Origin of the sequence: Leptospira limi, from assembly GCF_026151395.1 — a bacterium.
Lineage (GTDB): Bacteria > Spirochaetota > Leptospiria > Leptospirales > Leptospiraceae > Leptospira_A > Leptospira_A limi.
Window position 1 is genome coordinate 2,487,863 of record NZ_JAMQPV010000001.1, and the last position, 24,521, is coordinate 2,512,383.

General features: G+C 35.6%; 19 protein-coding genes. 6 read left to right on the top strand and 13 right to left on the bottom strand.

Annotated elements, in window-relative coordinates; genetic code table 11:
• Positions 1 to 58 precede the first annotated feature (58 nt).
• Together ND812_RS11515 and ND812_RS11520 are read left to right on the top strand one after the other, a co-directional pair.
• Positions 59 to 2,128 (top strand): NHL repeat-containing protein, encoded by a 2,070-nt coding sequence (locus tag ND812_RS11515; RefSeq protein WP_265375567.1) that lies wholly within the window; start codon positions 59 to 61, stop codon positions 2,126 to 2,128.
• Entirely contained in the window at positions 2,109 to 4,121 is a 2,013-nt protein-coding gene (locus ND812_RS11520) for a tetratricopeptide repeat protein (protein WP_265375568.1), read from the top strand. The genes ND812_RS11515 and ND812_RS11520 overlap by 20 nt, the downstream gene beginning before the upstream one ends.
• On the opposite strand, the gene ND812_RS11525 is transcribed toward ND812_RS11520, so the two are convergent.
• Complete coding sequence (locus ND812_RS11525; RefSeq protein ID WP_265375569.1) at positions 4,087 to 4,698, bottom strand: hypothetical protein; 612 nt, start codon at positions 4,696 to 4,698, stop codon at positions 4,087 to 4,089. The two genes, ND812_RS11520 and ND812_RS11525, sit on opposite strands and share 35 nt — an antisense overlap.
• Between ND812_RS11525 and ND812_RS11530 the strand changes: the two genes are divergently transcribed.
• Positions 4,689 to 5,174 carry an SRPBCC family protein gene (locus tag ND812_RS11530; RefSeq protein WP_265375570.1) on the top strand — a complete coding sequence of 162 codons (486 nt, stop codon included), beginning with the start codon at positions 4,689 to 4,691 and terminating at the stop codon, positions 5,172 to 5,174. The two genes, ND812_RS11525 and ND812_RS11530, sit on opposite strands and share 10 nt — an antisense overlap.
• On the opposite strand, the gene ND812_RS11535 is transcribed toward ND812_RS11530, so the two are convergent.
• The gene (locus tag ND812_RS11535) at positions 5,136 to 5,570 is read right to left on the bottom strand and encodes a methylglyoxal synthase (protein ID WP_100726883.1); all 435 of its coding nucleotides are present in this window, start codon (positions 5,568 to 5,570) and stop codon (positions 5,136 to 5,138) included. The genes ND812_RS11530 and ND812_RS11535 overlap by 39 nt on opposite strands.
• A gap of 71 nt (positions 5,571 to 5,641) precedes the next feature.
• Between ND812_RS11535 and ND812_RS11540 the strand changes: the two genes are divergently transcribed.
• Positions 5,642 to 6,442 carry an FcpA-related putative periplasmic flagellar protein gene (locus ND812_RS11540; protein WP_265375571.1) on the top strand — a complete coding sequence of 267 codons (801 nt, stop codon included), beginning with the start codon at positions 5,642 to 5,644 and terminating at the stop codon, positions 6,440 to 6,442.
• Between the two features lies 1 nt (position 6,443).
• On the opposite strand, the gene ND812_RS11545 is transcribed toward ND812_RS11540, so the two are convergent.
• From ND812_RS11545 to miaB, 3 genes are all read right to left on the bottom strand, one after another.
• Complete coding sequence (locus ND812_RS11545) at positions 6,444 to 7,274, bottom strand: hypothetical protein (protein ID WP_265375572.1); 831 nt, start codon at positions 7,272 to 7,274, stop codon at positions 6,444 to 6,446.
• Positions 7,275 to 7,344: 70 nt separating this feature from the next.
• Positions 7,345 to 8,937 (bottom strand): LptF/LptG family permease, encoded by a 1,593-nt coding sequence (locus tag ND812_RS11550; protein WP_265375573.1) that lies wholly within the window; start codon positions 8,935 to 8,937, stop codon positions 7,345 to 7,347.
• Positions 8,930 to 10,306 (bottom strand): tRNA (N6-isopentenyl adenosine(37)-C2)-methylthiotransferase MiaB, encoded by a 1,377-nt coding sequence (gene miaB, locus ND812_RS11555; protein ID WP_265375574.1) that lies wholly within the window; start codon positions 10,304 to 10,306, stop codon positions 8,930 to 8,932. The genes ND812_RS11550 and miaB overlap by 8 nt, the downstream gene beginning before the upstream one ends.
• Before the next feature lie 62 nt (positions 10,307 to 10,368).
• Between miaB and ND812_RS11560 the strand changes: the two genes are divergently transcribed.
• On the top strand, positions 10,369 to 10,968 hold the full coding sequence (locus tag ND812_RS11560; RefSeq protein ID WP_265375575.1) for a J domain-containing protein: 600 nt from the start codon (positions 10,369 to 10,371) through the stop codon (positions 10,966 to 10,968).
• Here the strand turns inward: ND812_RS11560 and ND812_RS11565 are convergent.
• Genes ND812_RS11565 through ND812_RS11575 form a run of 3 tightly spaced genes read right to left on the bottom strand, consistent with a single transcriptional unit; the run spans position 10,965 to position 14,728 of the window.
• Complete coding sequence (locus ND812_RS11565; protein ID WP_265375576.1) at positions 10,965 to 12,095, bottom strand: DUF1574 domain-containing protein; 1,131 nt, start codon at positions 12,093 to 12,095, stop codon at positions 10,965 to 10,967. The two genes, ND812_RS11560 and ND812_RS11565, sit on opposite strands and share 4 nt — an antisense overlap.
• Before the next feature lies 1 nt (position 12,096).
• Positions 12,097 to 13,521: an MBOAT family O-acyltransferase gene (locus tag ND812_RS11570; protein ID WP_265375577.1), complete on the bottom strand. Its 1,425-nt coding sequence runs from the start codon at positions 13,519 to 13,521 to the stop codon at positions 12,097 to 12,099.
• A gap of 25 nt (positions 13,522 to 13,546) precedes the next feature.
• A complete protein-coding gene (locus ND812_RS11575; protein ID WP_265375578.1) occupies positions 13,547 to 14,728 on the bottom strand; it encodes a class I SAM-dependent rRNA methyltransferase in 1,182 nt (393 codons plus the stop codon).
• Between the two features lie 55 nt (positions 14,729 to 14,783).
• On the opposite strand from ND812_RS11575, the gene ND812_RS11580 reads away from it, so the two are divergent.
• On the top strand, positions 14,784 to 17,312 hold the full coding sequence (locus tag ND812_RS11580; protein WP_265375579.1) for a 7TM diverse intracellular signaling domain-containing protein: 2,529 nt from the start codon (positions 14,784 to 14,786) through the stop codon (positions 17,310 to 17,312).
• Here ND812_RS11580 and ND812_RS11585 read toward each other — a convergent pair.
• The 5 genes from ND812_RS11585 to hisD form a co-directional block, all read right to left on the bottom strand.
• Positions 17,287 to 18,126: an undecaprenyl-diphosphate phosphatase gene (locus tag ND812_RS11585; RefSeq protein ID WP_265375580.1), complete on the bottom strand. Its 840-nt coding sequence runs from the start codon at positions 18,124 to 18,126 to the stop codon at positions 17,287 to 17,289. The genes ND812_RS11580 and ND812_RS11585 overlap by 26 nt on opposite strands.
• Positions 18,127 to 18,132: 6 nt before the next feature.
• The gene (locus tag ND812_RS11590; protein WP_265375581.1) at positions 18,133 to 18,813 is read right to left on the bottom strand and encodes a lipoprotein LipL31; all 681 of its coding nucleotides are present in this window, start codon (positions 18,811 to 18,813) and stop codon (positions 18,133 to 18,135) included.
• A 100-nt stretch (positions 18,814 to 18,913) separates the two neighbouring features.
• Positions 18,914 to 22,336 carry a transcription-repair coupling factor gene (mfd, locus tag ND812_RS11595; RefSeq protein WP_265375582.1) on the bottom strand — a complete coding sequence of 1,141 codons (3,423 nt, stop codon included), beginning with the start codon at positions 22,334 to 22,336 and terminating at the stop codon, positions 18,914 to 18,916.
• Between the two features lie 6 nt (positions 22,337 to 22,342).
• Positions 22,343 to 23,197, bottom strand: coding sequence for a pantoate--beta-alanine ligase (gene panC, locus ND812_RS11600; RefSeq protein WP_265375583.1), 855 nt, complete (start codon positions 23,195 to 23,197; stop codon positions 22,343 to 22,345).
• Positions 23,194 to 24,486: a histidinol dehydrogenase gene (gene hisD / locus ND812_RS11605; protein WP_265375584.1), complete on the bottom strand. Its 1,293-nt coding sequence runs from the start codon at positions 24,484 to 24,486 to the stop codon at positions 23,194 to 23,196. The genes panC and hisD overlap by 4 nt, the downstream gene beginning before the upstream one ends.
• Between the last annotated feature and the right edge of the window lie 35 nt (positions 24,487 to 24,521).

Consider the following 24,521-nt stretch of genomic DNA (forward strand, 5'->3'; position numbering starts at 1 on the left):
CGAGAATAAAGAATGGTTCCTTTGCCCTTTCTCTGAGGAAGGGGTTGACTACAATATTATGTCCCATTATAATGGGGGACAGAGGGGAAGTTTTTTGCGAAAGTTTGTATCCATCATCTTTCTTTTAGTCTGCACCCAAATCTTTCCTCTAGACTTTCCCAATTTTTCCTTAGGGGAAGAGAATGCCAAGGAAGAATTCAAACGTGGCCTTACCTATAAAAATTTAAGAGAATATTCAGCTGCTAAAGAACGATTTCTAAAAGCAGTAAATTTAAAAAAAGATTTCCATCTTGCTCGTTTAGAACTTGCAAATAACTACTATTTGTTAGGTGAATGGGAAGAAGCATTAGATGAATTAGAAATTTTAGCCACCAAAGCAAAAAATGACCTACTCATTACAAATAAAATAGAAACACTTCGATTAGCAATCGCAGGTGGTGTGACTGAAAAAGAGAAAATCTACTTTAAAACCATCGAAGGTGATTCCATTCGTGGTTATCGTTTTCGAAATCCAGTTGATATCACATTTGATGAAGATGGAAATTTTTATGTAGCTGGTTTTGATACATCCAATGTGATCAAATTTAATGCACAAGGAACTCCAATCTCTAACTGGAGAGGTGGTATCACTAGAAAACTGGAAAGACCAGTTTCACTCGTTTACCAAAACCAAAAAATCTATATAGCCGATTTTGCTAGGGACGAAGTATTAATTTTTGATTTAAATGGAAGTTATTTGGCAACCATTGGTGGACCAGGAAAAAATCCAGGCCAATTCCGAGGGCCTTCTTCTATTTGTTTTGATCCATTAGGAAATTTATATGTTGCTGATTCTGGAAATGGTCGTATCCAAAAATTTAATGCAAATGGACAATTTGTATTAGAAATCCTTGGGATTGGCAATTCCAAACTTGTAAATCCTTCTGGGATCACGATTGAGAATCAGAAAATCTATGTGGTTGATAAAGATAAATTAAAAGTTTTTGTGTTTGATGGTGATGGCAATACCATTGAAACCATTTCCAAATCTGAATGGAAAAAACCTCGAAATATTCGAATTTTAGATAACCAAATTTTCTTAACTGATGAATTAACAGGAATCTGGACCTATTCTATGTTAAACGGAGATTGGAGGCAACTTCCAAAATTCAGAGACAAAAATGGCGTTTACCGTGTTTTATACCGACCATTTGCAACGAATATGGATTCTACAGGAAGTTTGTATTTCGTAGATTTTGGAAAACATCGAATTGATATTTTTTCCCATAAAAATAATTTATTATCAAATCTTGATTTAAAAATTGAATCAATCGATACTTCCGATTTCCCCAACATCCACATTTACACTCGAGTTAAAAATAGAGGCGGAAAGGAATTGATTGGAATTGATCGATTGAGTTTTCGAATATACGAAAATGACAATATGACTCCCCTCTTTTCTTTGGCGAACAAAAACAAAATTAACGAAAAGATGAACATAGCAATTGTTTATGAAAACAGTGAAAGTTTAAAAAAAGGGAAAACAAATTTAGAGGATGGTTTATTCCCTCTTTTTCGATCGTTACATGATACAGATCATATAACACTTTACAGAGCTGGAAAGGATAGCCAATTGATTTTACCAGACACAGTTTCTCTGAGAGACATTTTGGCAAAAATTCGGGACAGCCAAGCAGAAGAAAAATTCAATTTTGGAAAAGCAAGTATTGCTGCGTTAAAAAAACTTTCAATGGAAACGGGACCAAAAATCCTCGTTTACTTGGTTTCTAAAGAAGCTAAAGAAGAAAGTTTTTTACAATACCAAAAATCGAGAATTGTATCTTATGCGAAGGCACATTCCATTCCGATTTATGTATTAACAACAAATCCCAATCCATCGTTTGAAGAGTCTTGGTCCGATTTAACAGGGCCAAGTAATGGGAAGTATATCTTTTTAGATGGTGAAGGGGAAGAAAGAGATTTATACAAACTTTTCAGATCTCATTTAGACTACCGTTATATTCTTTCCTATAAAACAGATACCAATCCTGAACTTATCAATCGATACATTAAGATTGGTATTGGTGTTGATCATAGAGGTGTAAAAGGAAGGGATGAAGGAGGTTATTTTGTTCCAGAACCTCGTTAAACAAACCAAAAAACACATTGTATTTGGGATTCTATTTTTTTTCACACAATTTGTTTTTTCAGAACCCAGTGCATTGGAAGACATTGCAGAAGCTAAAATTTTCCAATCAAACAATAATTGCAGAAAAGCCATTCCACTCTACCAATCTGCTTTACAAAAAAATAGAAATTCCATCGATGCAAAGTTAGGAATTGCTGATTGTAGTTTTTTACTGGGATCCTATAAAGAAAGTAAAAAGTTTTACTTAGATATTTTACAAAGAGATTCCAAATACATACCGGCAGTTACAGGTTTATCAGAAATTTATTTACAAGATGGTGAGTATAAATCGGTCAATGAATTAATCCAACCCCTACTCACTGAATTTCCCAATCACACGGGACTAAGGATCACAGAAGCAAAAACTCTTTTAAAACAAGGTAAAACGGATTCTGCTCTTTATAAAATCAAAACATTATCAGATAAATTAGGAGAACCTTCTGATTTATTAAGAATGTTAGCTGAGTTGTATTTTTCAAAAAAACAATTCGAAAATGCCTTAGAAACCATTGATTCATATACAAAAAAAGAGCCAAATGATCCATCCGGATTCTCCTTTAAAGCAAAAGTTCTTTTGTATGAAAATTACTTTCAACCAAGGACTCTGGTTTCGATTTTACCCAATGTAAAGGAATCTCTTGAAAATGCGTTAAATTTGGATGATAAAAACGAAGAAGCTAGATTCTATTTTGTATACCATGATTTGATTTTAGCAAATGCAAATAATGACAAAGATTTAAAAACAAAAGCATTCAAACGAATTTACGAACTTGCACGTGAGTTCCCCGAAAATCAACTTTATCATAGTATTGAAGCGAATCTTGCTTGGGAATTGGGTGAAAACAAATTTGCCTCCTACCATTACAGAAGAGCATTAGCACTCGATGATTTAGATGAAATATTGCGTTTTGAAGCAGAAGAATATGTAATTTCGTCAGAGAAAGAAGAATCCAAACTCAGAAGAGAGTTGGGAGACTACAGAAGGGATCGTTATTATGCAGAAAAACATTCCTTATACCATAAAAGTAGTTTATTCCATTTATTTAGAGCAAGGGACTTAAGCGCCCAAACACCTGTAATCCGAAAGGAACTATTGGACTTTTATAATTTATCAGGTGATTCAGTTAAGTATACAAATCTGCTTTTACGTCTGAGAGAAGAAGATCCAAACTCTTTTAAACTACAGAACAAATTAGAATTTGTGATCAAAAATCTAAAGGATTCGATCGAATTTAAGGAAGGATTCATTCAAATCGATCCAAATTCTGTTTCCGATTTATCGGTTCGGTTTAGTCCAGAAGTTTATGTTTTTGATTTAGAATCAGTGAGTCCATTTCCCTACCACCTCCAAGCGGGTCGCCTTTTTGCAGAAGTTTTAAGATACCAATTGAAAAATATGTTATCAGTAAGAGTGGTTGAAGGAAGTGAATTTAAATCCATTCGAAATTTATTAAAAGAATCTAGTTACCATCCTTTTTCTCAAACAATCCCATTTTCCATCGATAATTTACACCACTTGGATTCCAAAAGGCGAAATGCAACTAAAATCCGTTATGTGGTCCATGGAAAATACCAAATTGAGAATGGCGATATCAAATTTGATATTTCAGTTTATGATCGGAATCAACTTAAAGACATCGTCAATTGGAAAACAAACCAAAGAGGAAGAGATAGTTTACCTACCATAGTTCATCGAATTGCCGAACGGATTAAATCTACCCTACCTATCGAAGGGAAAATTCTAAAGGTAAAAAAAGACGAAGTCATAGTATCTCTTGGAAAAGATGACGGGTTAAAATTGGATTCAAAACCAGTATTCCAAAGGAGAGGAAAAACTCTTTTTGAAGGAGAAATCATTTCTTTAGGAAAGTCGATTTCAAACATCAAACCAAAACAACGGGGATGGGAAAAAGAATTGGCTACTGGGGACGATGTGGTGCTAAAAACGGACTAGGATAAAAAGAAGAAAAGAAAGTTAATAAAACTTCTGAAATCCTTTCCTCTTTTGTATCATCTAACGATTTTATTTCCAATTGGCAAATGTTTCCGTCCATATAAATAGACTCCACTTGATCTGAAAGAAAACAGTTTTTTAAAATTGGCACTAACTGGTCGTAGTTCTTTTGATCCAAATAAACTTTCCCATTGGAAAATTGATAATTGGATTCGATCTTATAGATCGTTTCTTTCGGAGTGTTTTTCCATTTTAAGTCTACATTGGGGTGGTAATATATGTTTCCTTTTTCCAGGGAAAACTCACCATGTTGTAATCTTTTTTTCGAATCTTCATTTGCAAATCGTATCCAATCCGTATCCTCTGGTATCCGATCTGCAAAACTCACTTGGACTTCACCGACTCCGCTTTGGTTCTGAACCAATTGAACCAATAACACTTGTTCCTTTTTTTGCCTTATAGACTCATCCTTTATTCTTTCGATGACTTCGGAATGTAATTTGGGAAACGATTGATTCTTTTTCTGAAAAAACAAAGTCATAATTGATTTTTTACCTTCTAATGAATATGGATACATTTATTTTCCAATCAAAATTCCAAGTGCCGATCGAAAGCTTATTCCAATTCCATGAAGACCCGATTGGTTTTGAAACATTAATGAAAGCAAATCAAGGGATCAGAGTGATCCAAAAACCAGGATCCATTAAAGTGGGTGAAACAGCCATTTTAAAAGTTCCGATCTTTCCCTTTCTTTTTACTGAATGGATCGCAAAACACACTAAATACGAGAAAAATTCCCTATTCCAGGACAACCAAGAAAAAGGACCATTTCTTAAGTTTTTACACACCCATCGGTTTATCAAAGTAAACGAGAACGAATCCATAATATCCGATGAGATTGAAATTAATTTTTACCTTTGGCCCATTTCCAAATACTTTTTATATCCAATGTTGTATTTGATGTTTAAAAAACGCCATAAACTAACAGCTGAATATTTTTCAGTGAAACCTATTTTAATTTTTAGCGGGTATTCTCGAACCGTAGTCAATTAGTTGCCGATTATATTCCTTTTCCATAAGAGGAGAAGAGATTAAAAAATCTGCGCTCGATCGATTACAGGCCATTGGAATATTATATAATACAGCAATACGCAATAAAGCTTTCACATCTGGATCATGTGGTTGTGCAGAAAGTGGATCCCAAAAAAACACCATAAAATCAATTGAATCTTCTACAATTTTCGCACCAATTTGTTGGTCTCCACCGAGTGGACCTGAAATGAAACGGAACACGGGTAAACCAATTTGTTCGTGGATCAATTTTCCCGTTGTCCCTGTTGCGGAAAGATGGTGTTTGCTCAATGTTCCTCGGTTGAATTTTACCCAATCAAGTAAATCTTCTTTTCGATTGTCATGCGCGATGAGAACGATCTTTTTCGTTGTTTCCATTTTTCTCTGAATTAGTACCATAAAGTGATAGTTCTTGCCAATATCCTGGATTCAAGGAAAGTTTCCCTGAAATGGTAAACCACCGCCGATTTTTTTGGGTCTTCCTCCTCTTATTTTTCCAAATTCCACTCGGAGCCACTGAACCAAAACAGGGAACGGAAACAAGGGTTGAATCCATTCTCCCGACCCAACCAGAATCAGGTTCTCCCTGGGGTGATTCTACCCAAGCTATCGGTTCCATACCAGTTCTCGATTTTGTGGATGAAAAAAACTCTCAGAAAAGATGGTCGGACGCGAGTAAAGAATACTCACTAGCCTTAGATGGTTTTGAAACTGGGAAGAAGGGAATCGATAAACGAAGAGAAGATTTTAAAAAGGAAGTTTTTTACGAAGATCGTTATGAATGGCAGAAAGTAACAAGAAAAGAAAACAAAGAAAAAGAATTCCAAAAACAACTCTATGAATTAAGGACTCAAACAACACTTCGTCTTGTGAAAGCTATGAATTTGTTGGATAAAATTGAGAATCCGAAGGTTAAGGAAAGTACTTCCTATATAGATTTAAAGTCTGGTATTTACAGAGAATACATCAAACACCAAGAATCTTTTAAAAACTACTTACAGGTCATCGACTTTACAAATCGTTATATTGAAATCTCATCCAAAAATGAAATGGAAGCAGAACCACATAGACTCCTTGCACTTTCCTATGAGAAAATGGAGCAAACAGCGTTTCGTTCAAAAAACCAAGAACTCTATTATGAATTTAAAGAATTAAAGAAAAAACATCTATTACGATTTGCAGAATTGCATTATGGCCGCGAATCAAAAGAATACGCGGCGATTGAGGAAAAAGTGGGAAAGGATTTTTGAATTAGACCATCCCAAGTTTTTTCTTAAGTGCTCTATTTTCTTCTACCAGCTCTTTGATTTCTTGTTCCGTATACTCAAATAAACGATCTTGTGCTCGTAAAATTTTATCCAAATTCATTTCTTCAATTCGTGAATAATTTAATACTTCTTCTGTCGCCTTTTGTAACTCAAGGGCTTGTTTGAGTTCTTTTTCACGAAGTTCATCCAATTGTTGAATTGCTTTGACTCTTTGATGTAACTCAATGAGCTCTTGGTTTTTCATATCATTCACACGTTCTAAAGCAGAATTAATCCCAGCTTGTGAACGTTTGACTAGTTCTTCATACTTAAGGATGGAACGCAAAGCTTCGTTTTCTTTTTTTGATTCTTCGTATTCTTGGTGTGCTAAAGAAAATACTCCCTCAAAAAAACCCACATTCTCTAAACAGGAATTTCCTATATCTAAAGCAGCTGCTTTGTAGGATTCTGATTGGATGGTTCTGTCCAAAATCATCCTGAGTTCCCGAACATGGAGAGGATTTTCTAAAACTAGGTATTTGGGTTGGGTTTGTACCATCTCTTGGATTTGGTTTACTCCATCTTCAGAAGAAACTAAGATCAAAGAAACAAATGGACTCGTTTCAAAAGTGGATTTGATTTTGGGTAGGATCTCTTTCCATTCTTTTAACGTTACTTGCATGAAAAGGATGTGAATATCGTTTGGAGTGATAGAGATTTGATCCAATTCTGACAAACCAATTTGGTTCACTTGGATCTTGATTTTTGAATGTTTCCAAAGCTCTACGGGAAACGGACGGCCCTGGGAAAGATTCCAAATATAAGAAGTTTTCAAACCCGATCTCCTAAATGACAACTACACTCTATGGGACCGTAGACAGGGGAATTTTCTAGCAAATTTTCTATTATTTCTTCCTGGCGAAGCGATTTTTTAACATTTCCCAAGTTTCGTCCCACTTGTCTTTCCAGCGAAAATAAAAACCTAACTTATTACGAATTGACTCTGGTAATTTTGCATCAGTCCTTGAGATCATGATATAAATCGAAAGGGTGGCTATCACGATATTCGCAGACCACGGCCCCACCCAATCGGGAACGTTCTCTTTGTAAGAAATCCCAGAACCAAATATAAAAAACGTGTAGTAGATGAGTAAAAAGATTACAGCAAGAGTAAAACTCATCCCCTTTCCAGACCGTTTGACAACAAGACCTAGGGGAAATGATAAAAAGAAAAATATCTGACAAGAGAGTGGTGTTGCGAACCGTTTGTGGATTTCCACATTAAACCCAGTGAGTGTTTTTTTGGACTCATTCAGAAGTTCAGACAGCTGCGTAAATAAGGCAAATTTTTGTGCCATTTCTTCTTGGTTTCCAGAATTGGCTCCTATGATGAGTTCATACTTGAATTGTTCCACCATTTGTTTGAGTCCACCAACCCCTTTGATGGACAAACCATATTCTTTTAAAATTTCCAATCCAGGAATATTTTCTAAACCTTCCGATTCAATGGCATTTCTGATCTCGATTAACATTGGTAAGGAGAAGGTATCTGGTTTTACATTGATACTTAAGGTTTTTGTATCTTTTTTCGCTGGCGTATTGTAATCCATTTCCCCATTCATAAAATTGGTAACACCAATCGCATTTGTTTCAGGATCCCATTCAATCACATATCCTTTCCGCAATCGAACTGACTTTTCGAATTCACCAACTGAGTTCTTTTTTTCAACAAGTAACCCTTCTTTGGCATTGATGATCTGTAACATTTTTGATCCACCCATTGGGACAGCCAAATTGTTCACCATGATAAAATCCGTTCCACTAGCAGAAATTGCCCATTCTCGTATTTGAACATTGCTTAGGTTACCATCTTCATCCACACCACCAGAATACATGGTGCGACCTTTCTCAGAGAAAAAATCCTGAGTTTTATCCCCAGAAAATTGACCCGGTTGGATTGCAAGTAAGGGATTATAAGAAGCAATCCAATTATCAAAATCCTTCATTTTACGAGTGTTCTCTGGACCTAAATAAAAATTTAGATACCCAACGAGAAGAGTCATGATAAAACCAAACACTAAAAAATTACTGTAGATATAAGGAAACGATACCCCTGATGCCCGCATTGCAGTGATTTCTGAATCTCCAGACAATCGACCTGCCGCCATGATTCCAGACATCAAACATGCCATGGGGATTGTCATGGGGAGTGTGTTCCCAAAAACATAACCCATATAATCCAATAAACGGAAAAAATCGACACCTTTCCCAACAAAAAGGCCAATCATCTTCTGGATGGCGACAGCCATATAAATCATTGTGAAAAAGGAAAGAGCTACTAAAAACGGACTAAGAATTTCTTTGAGAATGTAAATTCTTAAAATGGAAGGTTTGAAACGTTTCCACTTACCTAACCTATCTGTATCCACCATAAAATCTGGTGGTAAATCATCTTTAGAATGAACCCTAACGGTTCTTAAATCAACAGGTTTAGACAATCAATTTCCCTTTGAGAGTAGCACTTGTCGCTTGTTCAACGAGTACTGTTACTGTTTTTCCAATCCAATCTGATAAGTCTTGCGACATTCCTTCGGGAATTGGGAAAACTACCATTCTACCACAGTGTGATCGACCGCATAACTCTTGTTTTGATTTTTTTGAAGTATTTTCAACCAAAACGGAAAATTCTTTTCCAATTTTTGTTAGGTTTTTCTCCAATGAAATTTTTGTTTGGAGCTCAACAAGTTCGATCAATCTTTTACTCTTAACTTCTTCAGGGACATCATCAATAAACTTACGTTTTGCGATTGTTCCCTCTCGTTCAGAATACTTAAACATATAAGACATATCAAATTTTACTTGTTTTACTACTTCTAATGTTTCTTGGAATTCTTCTTCTGTTTCTCCCGGAAATCCTACGATGATGTCAGACGTAATACCGATATCTGGAATCACTGATTGGATTTTTTGAACCAAATCCAAATATTCTTCCTTTGTATAACTACGTTTCATATCTCGGAGTACTTTTGAACTCCCTGCTTGGAGTGGCATATGGATTTGAGAAGAAAATCTTTCTTCTTTTGCCATAAGTGAAATGAGATGATCGGGAAAATCTTTTGGATGAGGGCTTGTAAACCGAACTCGCTCAATACTAGTTTGTTTGAGAATTTCTTCCACAAGTGCACAAAAATCAAAATTTTCATAGGAATAACTATTTACATTTTGACCAAGAAGAGTGACTTGTTTGACTCCCATCGTTTCCAACTGTTTGATCTCATGGATGATGGACTCTGGTTCTCGGCTCCTTTCTCTTCCTCTAGTATAAGGAACCACACAGAAGGTACAAAAATTATTACAACCACGCATGATGGTAACAAATGCTTGGATTCCATTCACAACCTTTGGCTCTAATTCATCATACGTCTCTGTCCGGGACAAACGTGTGAGTTGGACATCTTTTTCACCCTTTCGAATGTTTTGAATGAGTTCTGGTAAAGTCCTGTAATTATCTGGTCCCACAATCAAATCAAGGGGTAATTCTTGGTTGAATAAGTCTTCCCCTAAGTTTTGTGCCATACAGCCCAAAACACCGATGACCAAATTGGGATTCTTTTTTTTGAGGTAACCTAGAGATTGGAGTCGTCCATAAATCTTAGCATGTGCATTTTCTCGGACGGCACAAGTATTCAAAAATATGATATCACTGTCTTCCACTGAATTTGTGGTTTCGTAATTCTCCTTACGGAATAGTTCCTTTACTATGCCTGAATCGTATTCGTTCATTTGGCAGCCGTAAGTTTCCACATAGACCTTTCCCAGTTGGATGGAGGGAATACTGTCTAAGCTTTCTGTCAAGGTAGGGTTCATAATGATATGTTTTCCCAAGAAAATTCCTTGTAAAGCAAAGAAGAATGGTTAGGAAGGGGTATATGCCGAACACAAAACGGGAGACTTTTTATGAAATTTTAGGAATTTCTAGAGATTTTCCTACGAATGGCATCGAAGCGGTTTACCTACGGGAATTACTATTTTGGGAACAAATTGAAAAAGCAGGGAGTCCAGAAGCCAAGGAAAAAATTTTGGAATTAACGAGGGCTTATTTGACTTTAAGTGATCCTAACAAAAGAGAAATGTATGATTCAGAATTAGATTTTGAATTTGTATTACTCGATGGAAAAGCCAAAGACCCAGATATGGAAGAGGCTTACGATATTTACCGATTGGGTCATAAAAAAACCTACCAAGAAATTCTTGGAGAGTTTTCAAAATTCAAAGGAGAGATGGGAGATACTCTATGGGTATTAAAAAAAACAACCATCTACCTTGTTATCAACTTACTGTTATACTCCGGAATTGTTTTGTTCCAGTCTTTACTCCACCAAAATGAAGTGAAAACGTCTAAAGAAAATGACATTCTCTTTAATTTCCTTTCCTATCTATTTTTGGGATTCAGCGGTATTGGATACCTACTCTTCCGATTTTTTTACATTCCGAAACAATTAAAAAAAAGGAAAGAGTCTCGCCTTTAACGAATTGATTTCGGAAATAAAATAGGTAGTAAATTCGGAAAACAAGCACCACTCAAGTGGAGTGAATCGACAAAATCTTTACATTTCCAATTTGCATCCTCATTCGGATCGATGACTATGAATTTCGAATTTGGTGTATGTGATACTACTTCCACTTCCTTCCTAACTTCCGCATTAAATCGATCGAGTAACCCATCTGTTTTCATCCTTCGTCGAAGAGGTTCTGAAACAGCGGGGAAATAAACGATGACAGGAATATCTTTTCCTTCCAATAAATGTAACATTTTCTTAAAAAAGAAAATTTGAGTCGGAGACAAGGAAGAACCTCGTAAGTATTGGTTGTACATTGCTTCCGCATCTCGTTCCAAAAATAAATCCATATTCGCAAATTTAATTTCATTGGGTAGTGCACCAAATTTGACACGATTCACCATCTTGATTCTCTCAACGTAAGCGCGTTTGTGTTCCTTACCTGTATAACCATTTGACATACCCGGAAGAAAACCAATTTCAATCAATTTGTTATTGGCTTTAATTGCTGTAGGATCTAAAGGGTATTTATACAAAGCAAATAATTTCTTTAGAAAATAAACTTCTGCTTCATCAATCGAAAAACCTTTTGTGTGAGTGGTCCATGGATCATTCGTTTTCGTTCTAAAAAAATCCAAATGTTCCAATACATAAAGATTATCGTACGATCCATTTAAGGAATAATCGATAGCAGATTTAGAAAATAAAAGTGGATCTACTTCAATCAAAACATAGCGAAGTGGTAAGTTTGTAGCAAGCACTCGTTCCAACCAATATGCTTGGAAACTTGGTGGACCAAAAGGTGCCGCAAAATTAAAAGAATTGGTGTTAGGAAAAAATTCTTCCACCATTTCAGAATCAAATTCACCTGAGCGGGAACTTCCTAAAATAAGACCGATTTGTTTCCCAGGATTCTTTTTCGATTCCTCAAGCATAACTTCAAAAAGGTCTTCCTTTAATTCGTAAAACTTACGTTCAATTTTTTTCCAGCTATATGTATTTTCAACAATCACTGGTAGGAAAAAAAGTTTATCAAACAAAAACAATGATAAAGCAAGTAGAATTGGAAACAAAACAATTGGAAATCTATTTTTCATATTAAAATTGGAAGTATATAAACTCCGTACCTCCAGGTGCTAAATAACCCAACAAAACCGTGACGACAAATGAGAACAAAAATAAAAACAATAGACTAACCTTTGTTGTCCATGATTCTCTTGGAAAACTATGTTTTGTTTGTAAGTAGTTTAGCAAAAATGTTAACAATAGGGAATAAAGAATTTTTTCTATCTGACCAATCCTCTCCCCCGGTGCATTACCAAAAGAACGTACCAACATAGAAACTGCATTTTTGACAGTCGGTGCGTTAAAAAATGGAATTGTTAATACAAAAAAGAGAAAAGTATAAACAATACCTATCCATTTTTTCCAAAGTACCACAGCTTCCTTTTTAGGTTTATTGGTTATAATCTCTACCTTGCGTTCGATACTAAGCACAAGTCCATGTAAAAATCCCCAAATGATAAATGTAAAATTGGCGCCATGCCAAAATCCAGCCAATGTAAACGTTAGGATTAGGTTAAAATAGCCTCTCCATTCCGATACCCGAGAACCACCGAGTGGAAAATAAATATAATCTTTAATCCATGTAGCAAGTGTCATATGCCATCGAGTCCATAATTCACGAACAGATGCTGATAAATAAGGAGCATGAAAATTTTCAGGTAAATTGATCCCTAATAATTTTCCTAAACCACGCGCAAGGTCCGTATACCCACTAAAATCACAAAAAACACGTGCCGCATAACCAAACATTGCTAGTGCATTTGAAACACCATCATATGCATCTGGGTTTTGAAATATAGGTTCGATGATGGAGGATAAATTATCAGCAATCACTACCTTCTTCAATAAACCAAGAAAGACTAAATAATAACCTTCAAATAATTGTTCTTTTTTAGCATTCCAAACTTCTAATTGGTAAAAGAATTCACCATGCCTTACAATAGGTCCTGCAACCAATTGGGGGAAAAAGAAGATAAACAAACCAAATTGTAAAAAACTTGGATTCTCATTTGCGTTCCCTCGTTTGACATCAATTGTATACGCAACCATTTGAAAGGTATAAAAACTAATGGCAAGAGGCAACGTGATGGAATCAAAACCAAATTGTGAATTTAAGAAAACCTGAATGGAATCATTGGAAAACCATAAACTCCCTGTGATTTGAAATAAAAGAGACCACAAAAAATAAAAATATTTAAAGAGGAATAGGTTTCCAAAATTGATTAATAAGGATATGGGATACCAATAACTGTTCTTGTTTTTCAAGATTTGTTTGTTCAACCAATGGTTAATCAAAACTAAAGTTAGAAAATGAAATGCAAAGGGAATCGACCAAGCTGCATAAAAAACAAATGAAGCTAAAAATAGAAATACGAGTCTAAACTTACCTCGGATAGACCAGTGTAGTGCATACACTACAATAAAAAACAAAAGGAAACTAAGCGATGTAAATTTCATTCTAAGATATCACCAATATTTTCATTTATATTTCTCCATCAACCTGAATCACAAGTCCTTTTAGGTATTCTCCTTCTGGGTGGAACACAGAATACCCATGGTCAGGGCTTTGGGTTAAATGGTGTAAAATTCTAACTCTCTTTTTTGCATCCTTGGCTGCTCCAAAAACAATTTTTTTGAATAGGTCAAAGGAAATGTGTTGAGAACAAGAAAAGGTAAAAATAAGCCCACCATCTTGGATTTTGGACATTGCCCTCATATTTATGTCTTTGTATCCTCTACTTGCTTGCATCACTGTAGAAATGTTTTTCGTGAATGCAGGTGGATCAATGATGATACAATCATAAAACCCAGGATCCATCTGTTTTAGATAATCAAAACAATCATGTTCAATACTCTTATGTTGACCATTTTCAATGGCAGAACCGATTCCATTCAATTTCAAATTTTTTTCACAAATTTCTAACGCTTGTTTTGATATATCAAGACTATGAACGGACTTTGCTCCATTTAACAATGCATATACGGAAAAAGCACCTGAATAAGCAAAGGTATTGAGTATAGTTCGATTTTTTGCATATGTTCCTAAGAGTGCCCGATTTTCCCTTTGGTCTAAAAAAAATCCAGTTTTTTGACCTTTTTCAATATCCGAAATAAAACGATATCCATTTTCTAAAAATATACATTCGGATAGTACACCTTTTTCGACGGTAACTTCTTCCCCTTTTTTCGAATCTTGTTTCTCATGTTTTTCAATGATCGTTTGATAACCAACTGATTCTAAGAATTGTACTAAGAGTGGCTTTAATCGGATGACACCTGGGATTTTTAATTGGAGAACGGCAGTATCATTATAAATATCCACGATCATCCCAGGAACACCGTCACCCTCAGAATGAAACAAACGAAATCCATTCGTATCTTTAGGTAATAAGGAACGTTTCAGATTTAAGATTTGATTCCATTTGGAAAACCAATATGTATCCAACTTTTCATCTTTTTCCTTATCAAAAGAGAACAGCCGAATCCGGATTTGGCTACTTGGATCATAAAAACCCCACCCTAAAAAAGATCCATTCGAAGATTGCACTTCAACGATATCACCAGCGTTACAATGTTTCTCTACAAAATCAATGGCACCTGAAAATACCCAAGGATGAAAATTTAATATAGCTTTTTCTTTATTCTTCTTTAAGCGAATGACCATTCTTCATCCAATTGTTTATACGAAATGTTTCGGGAGTAATTACCCCCTTATAAATATGATAAAAAAGTTACTGATTGTTCTTGTCTTTTCTTTTTCCCAATTGGAATCGAGCCCACTTTTAGATTTTACCGTCCAGAATCATCCCCATTCGATCACAAGTTTAGATTCAAACCAAAATGATACAAGTTCCCAGTGGTATGTTACGGAAACTGGACTAACAGAAAATGAAATTCAAAGTCTAACGGAAGAAAATTTTTCCAATTACAATTGGAAACGGATCAAAATTCCAGGAAACTTATTCCCTTCCAAAGGAAATGAAAAACAGAAAAGGACCGTGATTTTAGCGAAATGGATCGAAATGAATGTAGATCCAAACACTCAATATAGCTTTCGCCTTGGGATCATCAATGACCGTGACAGAACTTATTTAAATGGAAAACTGATTGGGAAAACTGGAAAATGGGATTCTCCGTTTCCACAAAATTATGATAAATTGAGAATTTATCCAATTCCATCCCTTCTGATTCTACCCCAAAAAAAGAATCTTTTATTAATCAAAATCCAACTGTATTTCCAAAATTCAGGTGGGATTGAACAAGACGAAACATTATTAGGTCCGAGTACCGACATCCAAAATCGATTTTATAAAGATGAATTCATAAAATTAATTTTCCTCACAGTATATATTACTGTTGGAAGTTACTTTTTATTTTTGTTTATCAGAAGGAGAAAGGACAGGGAAAATTTATTCTTTTCACTCTTTTCCTTCTCATTCGTACTTTATAATTTTTTAAGAAACCAATTAAAATATGAACTAGGATTTTCATTCTTAGATATGAAAAAATTGGAATATTTAACAATTTTGTTACTCATTCCATTCATGTACCATTTTTTGCGTACTTTATTTGAAGATAGATACGTACTTTTTGCGAAAATTTTAGATGGATTTCAATTGGTGATCTTTTCCTTTTTCTTAATTTCGAATAATATAGAACAATTTAATTTTGTTCTCTCCAATTTAGTGCAACCGACATGGATCCTTTATATAATACTCATATTTTCAATTTTGATTCGCAATTTGAGAAAAAAAGAAAAACGAGCAATCTACATTACGATAGGACTCACCATCGTCTTAATTGCAGCCATCATTGATACAGCAACAAATCGTAATTATTGGGTATTCCCTCGTATTATGGGATATGCATTTTTGTTCTTTAACATCTCACTTGCTATGATCCTTGCTAATTCTTTTGTCAAATTGAATGAAGAATTTGAAGACCTTAATAAAAACTTAGAGAAAAAAGTTGAGGATCGAACGGATGCACTAAATGAATCACTCAACCAATTACAAATCTTAAAAGAAAAACAAGATGGAGATTATTTTTTAACTTCACTTCTCATCCAACCATTAGCACGAATTGAAAATAAAATCCCTGAAATCAAAATAGAATCTTATACCAACCAAAAGAAAAAATTTCAATTTCGAGGGAAAAATGGCGAAATTGGTGGAGATATTTGTATTGTTGGTTCGATTCATTTAGAATCGGGTGAGTATACTGTTTTTGCCAATGCCGATGCAATGGGAAAATCAATACAAGGTGCTGGAGGAGCCCTTGTGTTAGGTGTTGTATTCCAAGCTGTCTTATCTAGAGCAAAATCCAGTTACACCAAAAAAAGACCACCTGAACTTTGGTTAAAGGATCTTTATGTAGAATTACAATCTGTATTCGCAAGTTTTGATGGTTCCATGTTATCGAGTGTGGTACTTGGTATGGTTGGTAAAAATGGATATATTTACTATATCAATGCTGAGCACCCTTGGAGTATTTTATACAGAGACGGTGTAGCTTCCTTTATCGAAACAGAACTTTCTATGCGTAAACTTGGATTCCCAAGAAACAATTCACATTTCCAGATCAAAACATTCTCACTATTAGATGGTGATGTTCTACTCGTTGGTTCCGATGGAAGAGATGATATCGGATTAATGAATGGTTCAGAGAACCGCTATATCAATGAAGATGAAACATTGATACTACGATTTGTAGAAAGAACGGAAGGAAAACTCCTACCACTTGTGAAAGAAATTGAAAATAACGGAGAAATTACGGATGATGTATCTTTTTTAAGGATATGTTACCAATCAGAAATGCCAAAACTTTCGATATCCGAAGAAATTCGTACAAAATTCCTAACAATTCAATCTGATGCCAAAAAAGGAAATCATGAAAAAGCACTCTCGGAATTGATTCCCCTTCTCACTCAATTTTCCCATCCGAACTTTCATTCATTGGCTGGGAAAATCTATTTTCACGAGAAGAAGTGGATAGAAGCATTAAACCATCTCAAACTTGCATTCCATGAAAACCAGTCGAAAGAAAATCTATTGTATATGATCGCTAAATCTGAATTCCAAATGGGTAAGATCGATGATGCAATCATCTGGTGTGAACGATTATTTTTAAGGAATAAAACTCACAAACAAAATACAAAATTATTTTTTCGATTATTAGACCACACAGAAAACTTTGATAAAAAAAGTTTTTATTTAGAATTTCTTAGCCACGAAGGAAATATTGTATAACCAATGTTCCAAGTATAATCCTATACACTCCAAAAGAAATAAAACTCCTTCTGCGTATAAAGGCCATAAAAAGGCGGATGATAAAGTAACAAATAACAAAGGAGATAATACTTCCAAATAGTAAAAGACCAATGGTTTCTGAATTTAAAATATGACGGTGTTTGTATAATTTATACAAACCTGCCAAACTTAAAACTGGAATGGCAAGAAAAAAGGAAAACTCGGCGCTATCTTTCTTTGATACACCCAACGTTCTTGCTGATATGATAGTCGCTGCAGACCTAGATACACCTGGAATCAATGCAAAACATTGTAAAAAACCAACAATGATTGATTCTTTGAGTCCAATTACCTTACCATGGCTTTCGTCTAAATGTCTCTTTTCAACAATGACCATGAGTATTCCACCGACGAACCATGATACGCCGAGAATTAAGAGTAAATCAGGTCTCATTTTAATTTGATCGAGTTGGGATTTAAAAACAAATCCTAATACGAGTATTGGTAAAATACCGATCATTAAATTTAAATAAAATTGGTAACCAGTTCTGTCATTGGTTTGTTTGAATCCATACTGAACCGCCATTTTCAAGTGGCTCCAAAGTGTTTTATAATACAAAACAACAACGGATAAAATGGCACCAGTTTGTATGAATATATCATACAAATCCTCAAACGCTTCGTGAGGAACAGAAAGGTTCTGGAAAGGGAAAAAATAACTAAATAAAAACAAATGGCCAGTGGAAGACACTGGCAAAAATTCCGTGGCAGCTTCTATGATGCCACGTAAAAACGCATTTATAGTATTATCCATTTAAACTTAGTTATTTGGAGTTTGTGTTGGAGCTGGTTGTTCTTCTACTTTTTTCTTTGGAGCAAGATATGCATCCAAATCAAACTTCTCATTTCGTTTGATGCTAACTTCCTCTTTAATTCTTTCTACTACTAAAGGAAGGTATTCTCTCGTTTGCATTTGTTTTAACTGTGCTTTTGCGAATGTTTTGCATTTGTCGATCGTTAAATTAAAATTACGATCCAACTTTCTCATTCTTTCACATTCCGCTAATGCTTGTTCTTCTGTGATTTGAATTTTTTTCTCAACTTGTTCAGAAACATACATTTGCGCAATTGTTTGCATCTCAACTTGTTTGATTACTTCTGCAACATCAGGCCGTGAAATAAAACCATTCTTTTCTGCAACCAAACGAGTCATAATCATCTGTCTGTATGTTTGGTAGAAATTTTTCTTCTGGAGTTGGTAATTGAGGTCTTGGAAATTTGGTGGGACTTCGCTAATGTCTTTTTCAATGAATTCTAAAAGAGTTTTCTTTTCGATATTCTGTAAACGGCTAATTGAATCTAGGGCAGTATCGTATGCTGCTTCGAAGTCTTTTACTGTAATCTTGTGGTTGTCTAAGGTTTCAATGACTGGTGAAGAGTCAGAACACTGTACTAGGGCGAAAGATGCCAAAAACACAAACAAAGGAAGGATTTTTTTCATATTATTTTATTGCCAAAATAGATTTGAGATGATGGTTTCTCCAATTCCCTCAATGTCTATCTTTTTTTGCCAACCAAAACTTGATTCCTATGCTTAAAAATTAAGCGGCTAAAAATTCCAAAATGCCCAAAAGTTTTTTGATTTTTTTCAAATCATCTTTTTCGATATTCGTATAACGAAGAACAGATGGTTCAGATGGAGCAATGGTCAGCCCCTTAAATTGGCCCATAGCCTGGATCACTCTGTCCGGATTCCCCCTGAAGTAAGTTCCACATTTGAACAAAACCTCTTCTGGTTTTTCTGTCACAAATTCGAAACCTAAATTGGAAGATAATGTTCTGATTTTTTCCAATTCGACAAAGGTTTTTGCAATCTGAGGGAGTTCGCCAAATCGATCTTCCATCTCAAGAGCCAATTCTTCGATTTCATCTAAATTTGCAGACCCTTCAAATCGTTTATAAAATTCGATTTTCTGTTTTGTGTCAGGGATGTATTCATCAGGAAGATAAAAATTGGTTTTTAAATTCACAGCAGTTCGGACTTCGACTCGAACCTCTTCCCCTTTGATTCTAGAGATGGACTCTTCTAACATTTTTACATAAAGATCAAATCCAACTTCCATGATATCGCCAGACTGCTCTTTTCCCAGTAAATTCCCTGCTCCGCGGATTTCCAAATCTCGCATCGCTACCTTAAATCCAGAACCTAACTCTTGGTATTCGAAGATTGTATTCAGTCTTTTTTCGGCAAGTTCCGTCATCAGTTTCTTGGAAGGATAAAACATATATGCATATGCTTTTCGATCTGACCTTCCCACTCGACCTCGGATTTGGTACAATTGGGACAAACCAAACATATCAGCTCGTTTCACAATTAAGGTATTGACATTTGGCATGTCTATACCCGATTCAATGATCGTGGTCGTTACTAAAATATCATACTTTCGTTCATAAAAATCGACTAGAGTTTCTTCGATTTCATCTTCAGTCAATTGTCCATGCAAAATACCAACTGAAACTTCAGGGACTAAAGACCTTACATAAGATGCTTCCTCTTCAATTGACTCCACTCGGTTGTATAAATAAAAAACTTGTCCACCCCTCTCAATTTCCTTCCGAATCGCCTCTTGGATTAGGGTATCATCTTCTTCTAAAACATATGTTTCGACACTTTGTCTATTTTTAGGCGCAGTAGAAATGATTGAAAGTTCTCGAATTCCCGTGAGTGCCATATGTAAGGTTCTTGGAATTGGTGTTGCCGTTAATGTTAAAACATCAACAAGGTTTTTGAATTTTTTAATCGATTCCTTATGAGTGACACCAAATTTTTGCTCTTCATCAATGATGAGTAGTCCCAAATTTTTTGGTTTCACCTTAGAAGACAAAATTGCATGTGTTCCAATTAACATATCAATTTTACCTTCCGTAAAATTTTTTAAATCTTCACGTATCTCTGCAGGAGATCTAAATCTAGAAACAAAAGCGATTTTAATCGGATAGTTTTCATACCTCTGTTTGAATGTATTAAAATGTTGGAGTGAAAGAATGGTTGTTGGCGTGAGTAACATCACTTGTTTACCAGCCATGATTACTTTAAATGCAGCGCGAATTGCAACTTCTGTCTTCCCATACCCAACATCACCACATACCAAACGATCCATTGGTCGCGATGACTCTAAGTCTTGTTTAACGGCTTCAATTGCTGAAATTTGATCTGGTGTCTCTTCAAATTCAAATGCAGCCTCAAACTCTTCCTGCCAAATTGTATCAGGAGGAAATGCAAAACCATTTAACTTCATTCGATTCGAATAAAGTAACACGAGTTCTTCGGCAAGTTTATCTACGGACTCTTGAACCCGTTCCTTAGCTTTTTTCCAAGAATTTTTACCTAACGTATCGAGTTTAGGAGAATCTGTCCCTCCAATGTATTTTTGTACAAGGGAAATTTGATCCAATGGAACAAATAAACTATCACCACCAGCATATTCCAACTTAAGAAAATCTCTTTCCTTTCCATCGGCTTTTGTTCGTTCCATTTTAATGAAACGGCCCACTCCATGATTCACATGAACGATGTAATCCCCTTCTTTTAAATCAATGAAGGATTCGATCATTTGAGAGGATTGTTTTTTATAACGAGTTTTACGTTTGTATTGACGTCCAAACAAATCATTATCTGTAAAAACGTGGATACCATTTTCCACCAAATGAAACCCACGTTTTAAGTCAGATAAAATCAAATGGATCCCCGGTTTCGTATTACCAAAGGGAAATGGGGTTGGTTCTTCCGAATTTTCTCCAATGGTATTTACTTCTGTTTCAGAAAATAAACCCTTCAATCGCAACATTTGTGCGAGAAATGAAGACGTGATATAAATACTATGATTTGGATTTTCAGAAAGTAATTCTAAAAAATGTTCCTTAGCTTCTCTGATTTTACCTCGGAAACCTTTTACCTCTGTGATGGGTGCATAACCAAAATTATGTGTTAGATTTGGAAGAAGTGTGAATTGGATTCCTTTCGTTTCTTCAGAAGTTAAGGCGTCCCATTCGGTACCAAACGATAATAATTCTTCCGGAGGTAAACAAACGGATTCTTCTTTTTTTTTCTCAAATAAGGTATTGTATTCCCTCTCCATTCCATACGATCTTTCTTTTGTTTCCTGAAGCTTAGGGAAAATAAGAATGGGTGATTCTTTAAAAAATTCTAAAAAACCTTCTTGTTTTCTCACGAGTGGCAAATGTTCCTCGATGATTTCAATTTCGGAATCTACAGGAAGTCGTTTATCAGTATATTCTTTTAATAGAGTATGGTATTTTTCTAATTCACTTTTTGTAACAATCGTTTCGTTAGCAGCAGTAATTACGATTTCAGTAATTTTGGAAATTGATTTTTGAGTGTTTGGATCAAATGTTCTGATTTCATCTACAGTATCACCAAAAAAATCAATCCTTACTGGATTTGGCAAATACGGTGTGTAAATATCAAGAATTCCACCTTTTAAACTAAAATGACCAAATTGTTCACAAACTTCTTCCCGATGGTATCCAAGTTGTACAAGTTCAAACAATAAAGATTCCAATGGAAAATCAACCCCAAGTTTTAAGGTAATCGATTTTCCTTTTAAGCTTTCTTTGTTTGGAAGTTTACGAAGAAAAGAAGATACCGAAGTTACCACCAAACAACGATCACCTGTTAAAATTCGATTAATTGTTAGTATACGATCTCGTTTCCACTCGGCTTGCCATTTGGTATATTCGTAGGGAATATTCTCAGGGCCTGGAAAAAAATAAATAATATCTTTTGGAACAAAACTTAAAAGTTCTCGTGAAAAACTTTCTGCATCTTGGTTTGTTGGTAGGATGACGACAAAAGTATTTTTTGCGTATTTATTTTGGAAGAGTTCACTCGTGACAAAGGAATGAGCAGACTCAGGGATACCACTGAGACTTACAAGAGTGTTTTTTGCTTCTGCAAAAACTTCTTTTGGTACGTAGGGTCTAATTTGAATTTCTTTTGTCATTTTGGATCATTCGGGACAAACGATTACTTCGTTGTCGATCAAACGTACATCACCTACAAAAACAGCAGTTGCCAGTAATACATTCCCTTTGAGTTCGGTGATAGGTTGTAGTGTAATGGGATCCACAACTTCTAAATAATCAATTTTAACTTTCTGTCCTGTTAACAGAAAATCAGAAAGGATTTCCTTCCATACCGTTATGTTTTTTTCACCACCTAACAGTGTCTTTTTGGCAAGTTGGAACATCCTTGGAACTAGGGTTGCCGTTTCTCTATCTTTTTTTGATAAACGAAGGTTCCTAGAACTCATGGCCAGTCCATCAACTTCTCTTTTCGTAGGGACGCCTACAATTTTCATGGGAAAATTGAGTTCCTCAACAAGAGAGGAAATCACTCTGAACTGTTGGTAATCTTTTAAACCAAAAAAACCATAGTCTGGCTCTGTTAGATGAAAGAGCTTTGAAACAATCTGAAGTACACCTTCAAAATGCCCGGGCCTTGTCCTTCCGCAAAGTGTTGTTTGTAGCGACGGAATGCTCATTTGGATGGGTGTCTCCGTTTTTGGGTACATGACACCAACACTAGGCAAAAATACTAAATCAACCCCATTTTCTTCACATAACTTTAAATCAGCTTCTGTGTTGATGGGATAGGCTTCAAAATCCTTTGGATCATTGAATTGGGTTGGATTGATGAAAATGGAGACAATGGTTTTTGTACATTGTTGTTTTGAATGGTTTACCAAATCCATATGGCCCGCATGAAGGGTTCCCATTGTAGGGCAAAATCCAAGGGTTTCCTTTTGTTGTTTCCATTCTTGAATGATTTTTTTTAATTCTGAAATTTCGGAGACAACTTTCATGTTTGGCCTTTGGTTCTCACTTTGACACTGGTCCCATGTTCTTCATCCAAACCTTCCAATTCCGACATCAGTTTCACAAAAGGGTATAAAGTTTCGAGTGATTCCTTTGTGACTTCTTGGAAGGTGACTCGTTTTAAAAACGTATCCACACCCAGAGAAGAGTAAATCCGACTGCCTCTAGCTGTTGGTAAAATATGATTGGTCCCAGAAATATAATCTCCCATCGCTACTGGAGAATAAGGTCCTAAAAAGACACTCCCTGCATGTTCAATTTTGGCAAATACAGAATCATTATCCCTTGTTTGGATTTCTAAATGTTCTGGTGCCAATTCATTCGAAAACCAGATACAATCCTCCATTGTAGGGAATACAAGAATGCTGGAATTTTCATAAATTGCCTTTTGTTTCATTTCCAATCGTTTGGGACGTTCACGAAATGCGATTTCCAATTCGTCTCTTACTTTTTCTGCAAGGGAAACCTCTGTGGTGAGTAAAATCGCAGAACTATCTTCACCATGTTCTGCTTGGGATAACATATCACAGGCGATCCATTTTGGATTTGATGTTCCATCGGCAATGATACAAACTTCACTTGGACCTGCAGGGCTATCAATTCCAATCAGTCCTTGGCCACTTAAGTAGGATTTGGCGGCGGCAACATAGGAATTCCCGGGTCCCACGATGAACTCTGATTTGGGAACTGACTCGGTTCCATATGCAGCTGCTGCTATGCCTTGAGCACCACCAACAGTCACAATCCGGTCAATCTCCAAAATCTGGGCAAGCCAAACTAAAATCTCTGGGATTCCTTCTTTTTGTGGTGGTGTGATGAGTTGGATCGATTTAACACCTGCAATTTTTGCTGGGATGATTCCCATAAGCACACTAGAAGGATACAAAGCCTTCCCGCCGGGAGCATAAACAGCAAGAGAAGGAATGGCAGTGTATTTGACACCCAAACGATTTCCATCGATCACCTTGGACCAAGCCTCTCGTTTTTGGGCCATGTGGAAGGTTTCAATATTGGTTTTTGCTCTTAAAAAAGCTTCCTTGGTTTTAGAATCAACATTCGTTTGGATTTCTTTTGGGTTGATTGTAAGTTTCGAAAGTTTGATGCCATCAAACTTTTCTGTATAAGAAAAAAGAGCAGAATCCCCTTTGGTTCGCACATCTTCTAGAATGGGTAAAATCCGACTCGTTGCGGAACTTAAGTCTTCCCTTGCACCCGAGAGAAAACGTGAGTATACCTCTTTAGAATTTCGATCACAGGAAAGAATAGGAATCGGCATAATTTCAGCTTGGAAGGAAGTGCCTTCCTAAACAA

Bases quoted from the DNA above. Each gene is read 5' to 3' on its own strand.
- ND812_RS11575 (WP_265375578.1), bottom strand. From the start codon at position 14,728: ATGGTCATTCGCTTAAAGAAGAATAAAGAAAAAGCTATATTAAATTTT.
- ND812_RS11515 (WP_265375567.1), top strand. From the start codon at position 59: ATGTCCCATTATAATGGGGGACAGAGGGGAAGTTTTTTGCGAAAGTTT.
- ND812_RS11585 (WP_265375580.1), bottom strand. From the start codon at position 18,126: ATGGATAATACTATAAATGCGTTTTTACGTGGCATCATAGAAGCTGCC.
- ND812_RS11565 (WP_265375576.1), bottom strand. From the start codon at position 12,095: ATGAAAAATAGATTTCCAATTGTTTTGTTTCCAATTCTACTTGCTTTA.
- ND812_RS11525 (WP_265375569.1), bottom strand. From the start codon at position 4,698: ATGTATCCATATTCATTAGAAGGTAAAAAATCAATTATGACTTTGTTT.
- ND812_RS11560 (WP_265375575.1), top strand. From the start codon at position 10,369: ATGCCGAACACAAAACGGGAGACTTTTTATGAAATTTTAGGAATTTCT.
- ND812_RS11590 (WP_265375581.1), bottom strand. From the start codon at position 18,813: ATGAAAAAAATCCTTCCTTTGTTTGTGTTTTTGGCATCTTTCGCCCTA.
- panC (WP_265375583.1), bottom strand. From the start codon at position 23,197: ATGAAAGTTGTCTCCGAAATTTCAGAATTAAAAAAAATCATTCAAGAA.
- ND812_RS11570 (WP_265375577.1), bottom strand. From the start codon at position 13,521: ATGAAATTTACATCGCTTAGTTTCCTTTTGTTTTTTATTGTAGTGTAT.
- ND812_RS11580 (WP_265375579.1), top strand. From the start codon at position 14,784: ATGATAAAAAAGTTACTGATTGTTCTTGTCTTTTCTTTTTCCCAATTG.
- miaB (WP_265375574.1), bottom strand. From the start codon at position 10,306: ATGAACCCTACCTTGACAGAAAGCTTAGACAGTATTCCCTCCATCCAA.
- mfd (WP_265375582.1), bottom strand. From the start codon at position 22,336: ATGACAAAAGAAATTCAAATTAGACCCTACGTACCAAAAGAAGTTTTT.
- ND812_RS11540 (WP_265375571.1), top strand. From the start codon at position 5,642: ATGGTAAACCACCGCCGATTTTTTTGGGTCTTCCTCCTCTTATTTTTC.
- hisD (WP_265375584.1), bottom strand. From the start codon at position 24,486: ATGCCGATTCCTATTCTTTCCTGTGATCGAAATTCTAAAGAGGTATAC.
- ND812_RS11535 (WP_100726883.1), bottom strand. From the start codon at position 5,570: ATGGAAACAACGAAAAAGATCGTTCTCATCGCGCATGACAATCGAAAA.
- ND812_RS11530 (WP_265375570.1), top strand. From the start codon at position 4,689: ATGGATACATTTATTTTCCAATCAAAATTCCAAGTGCCGATCGAAAGC.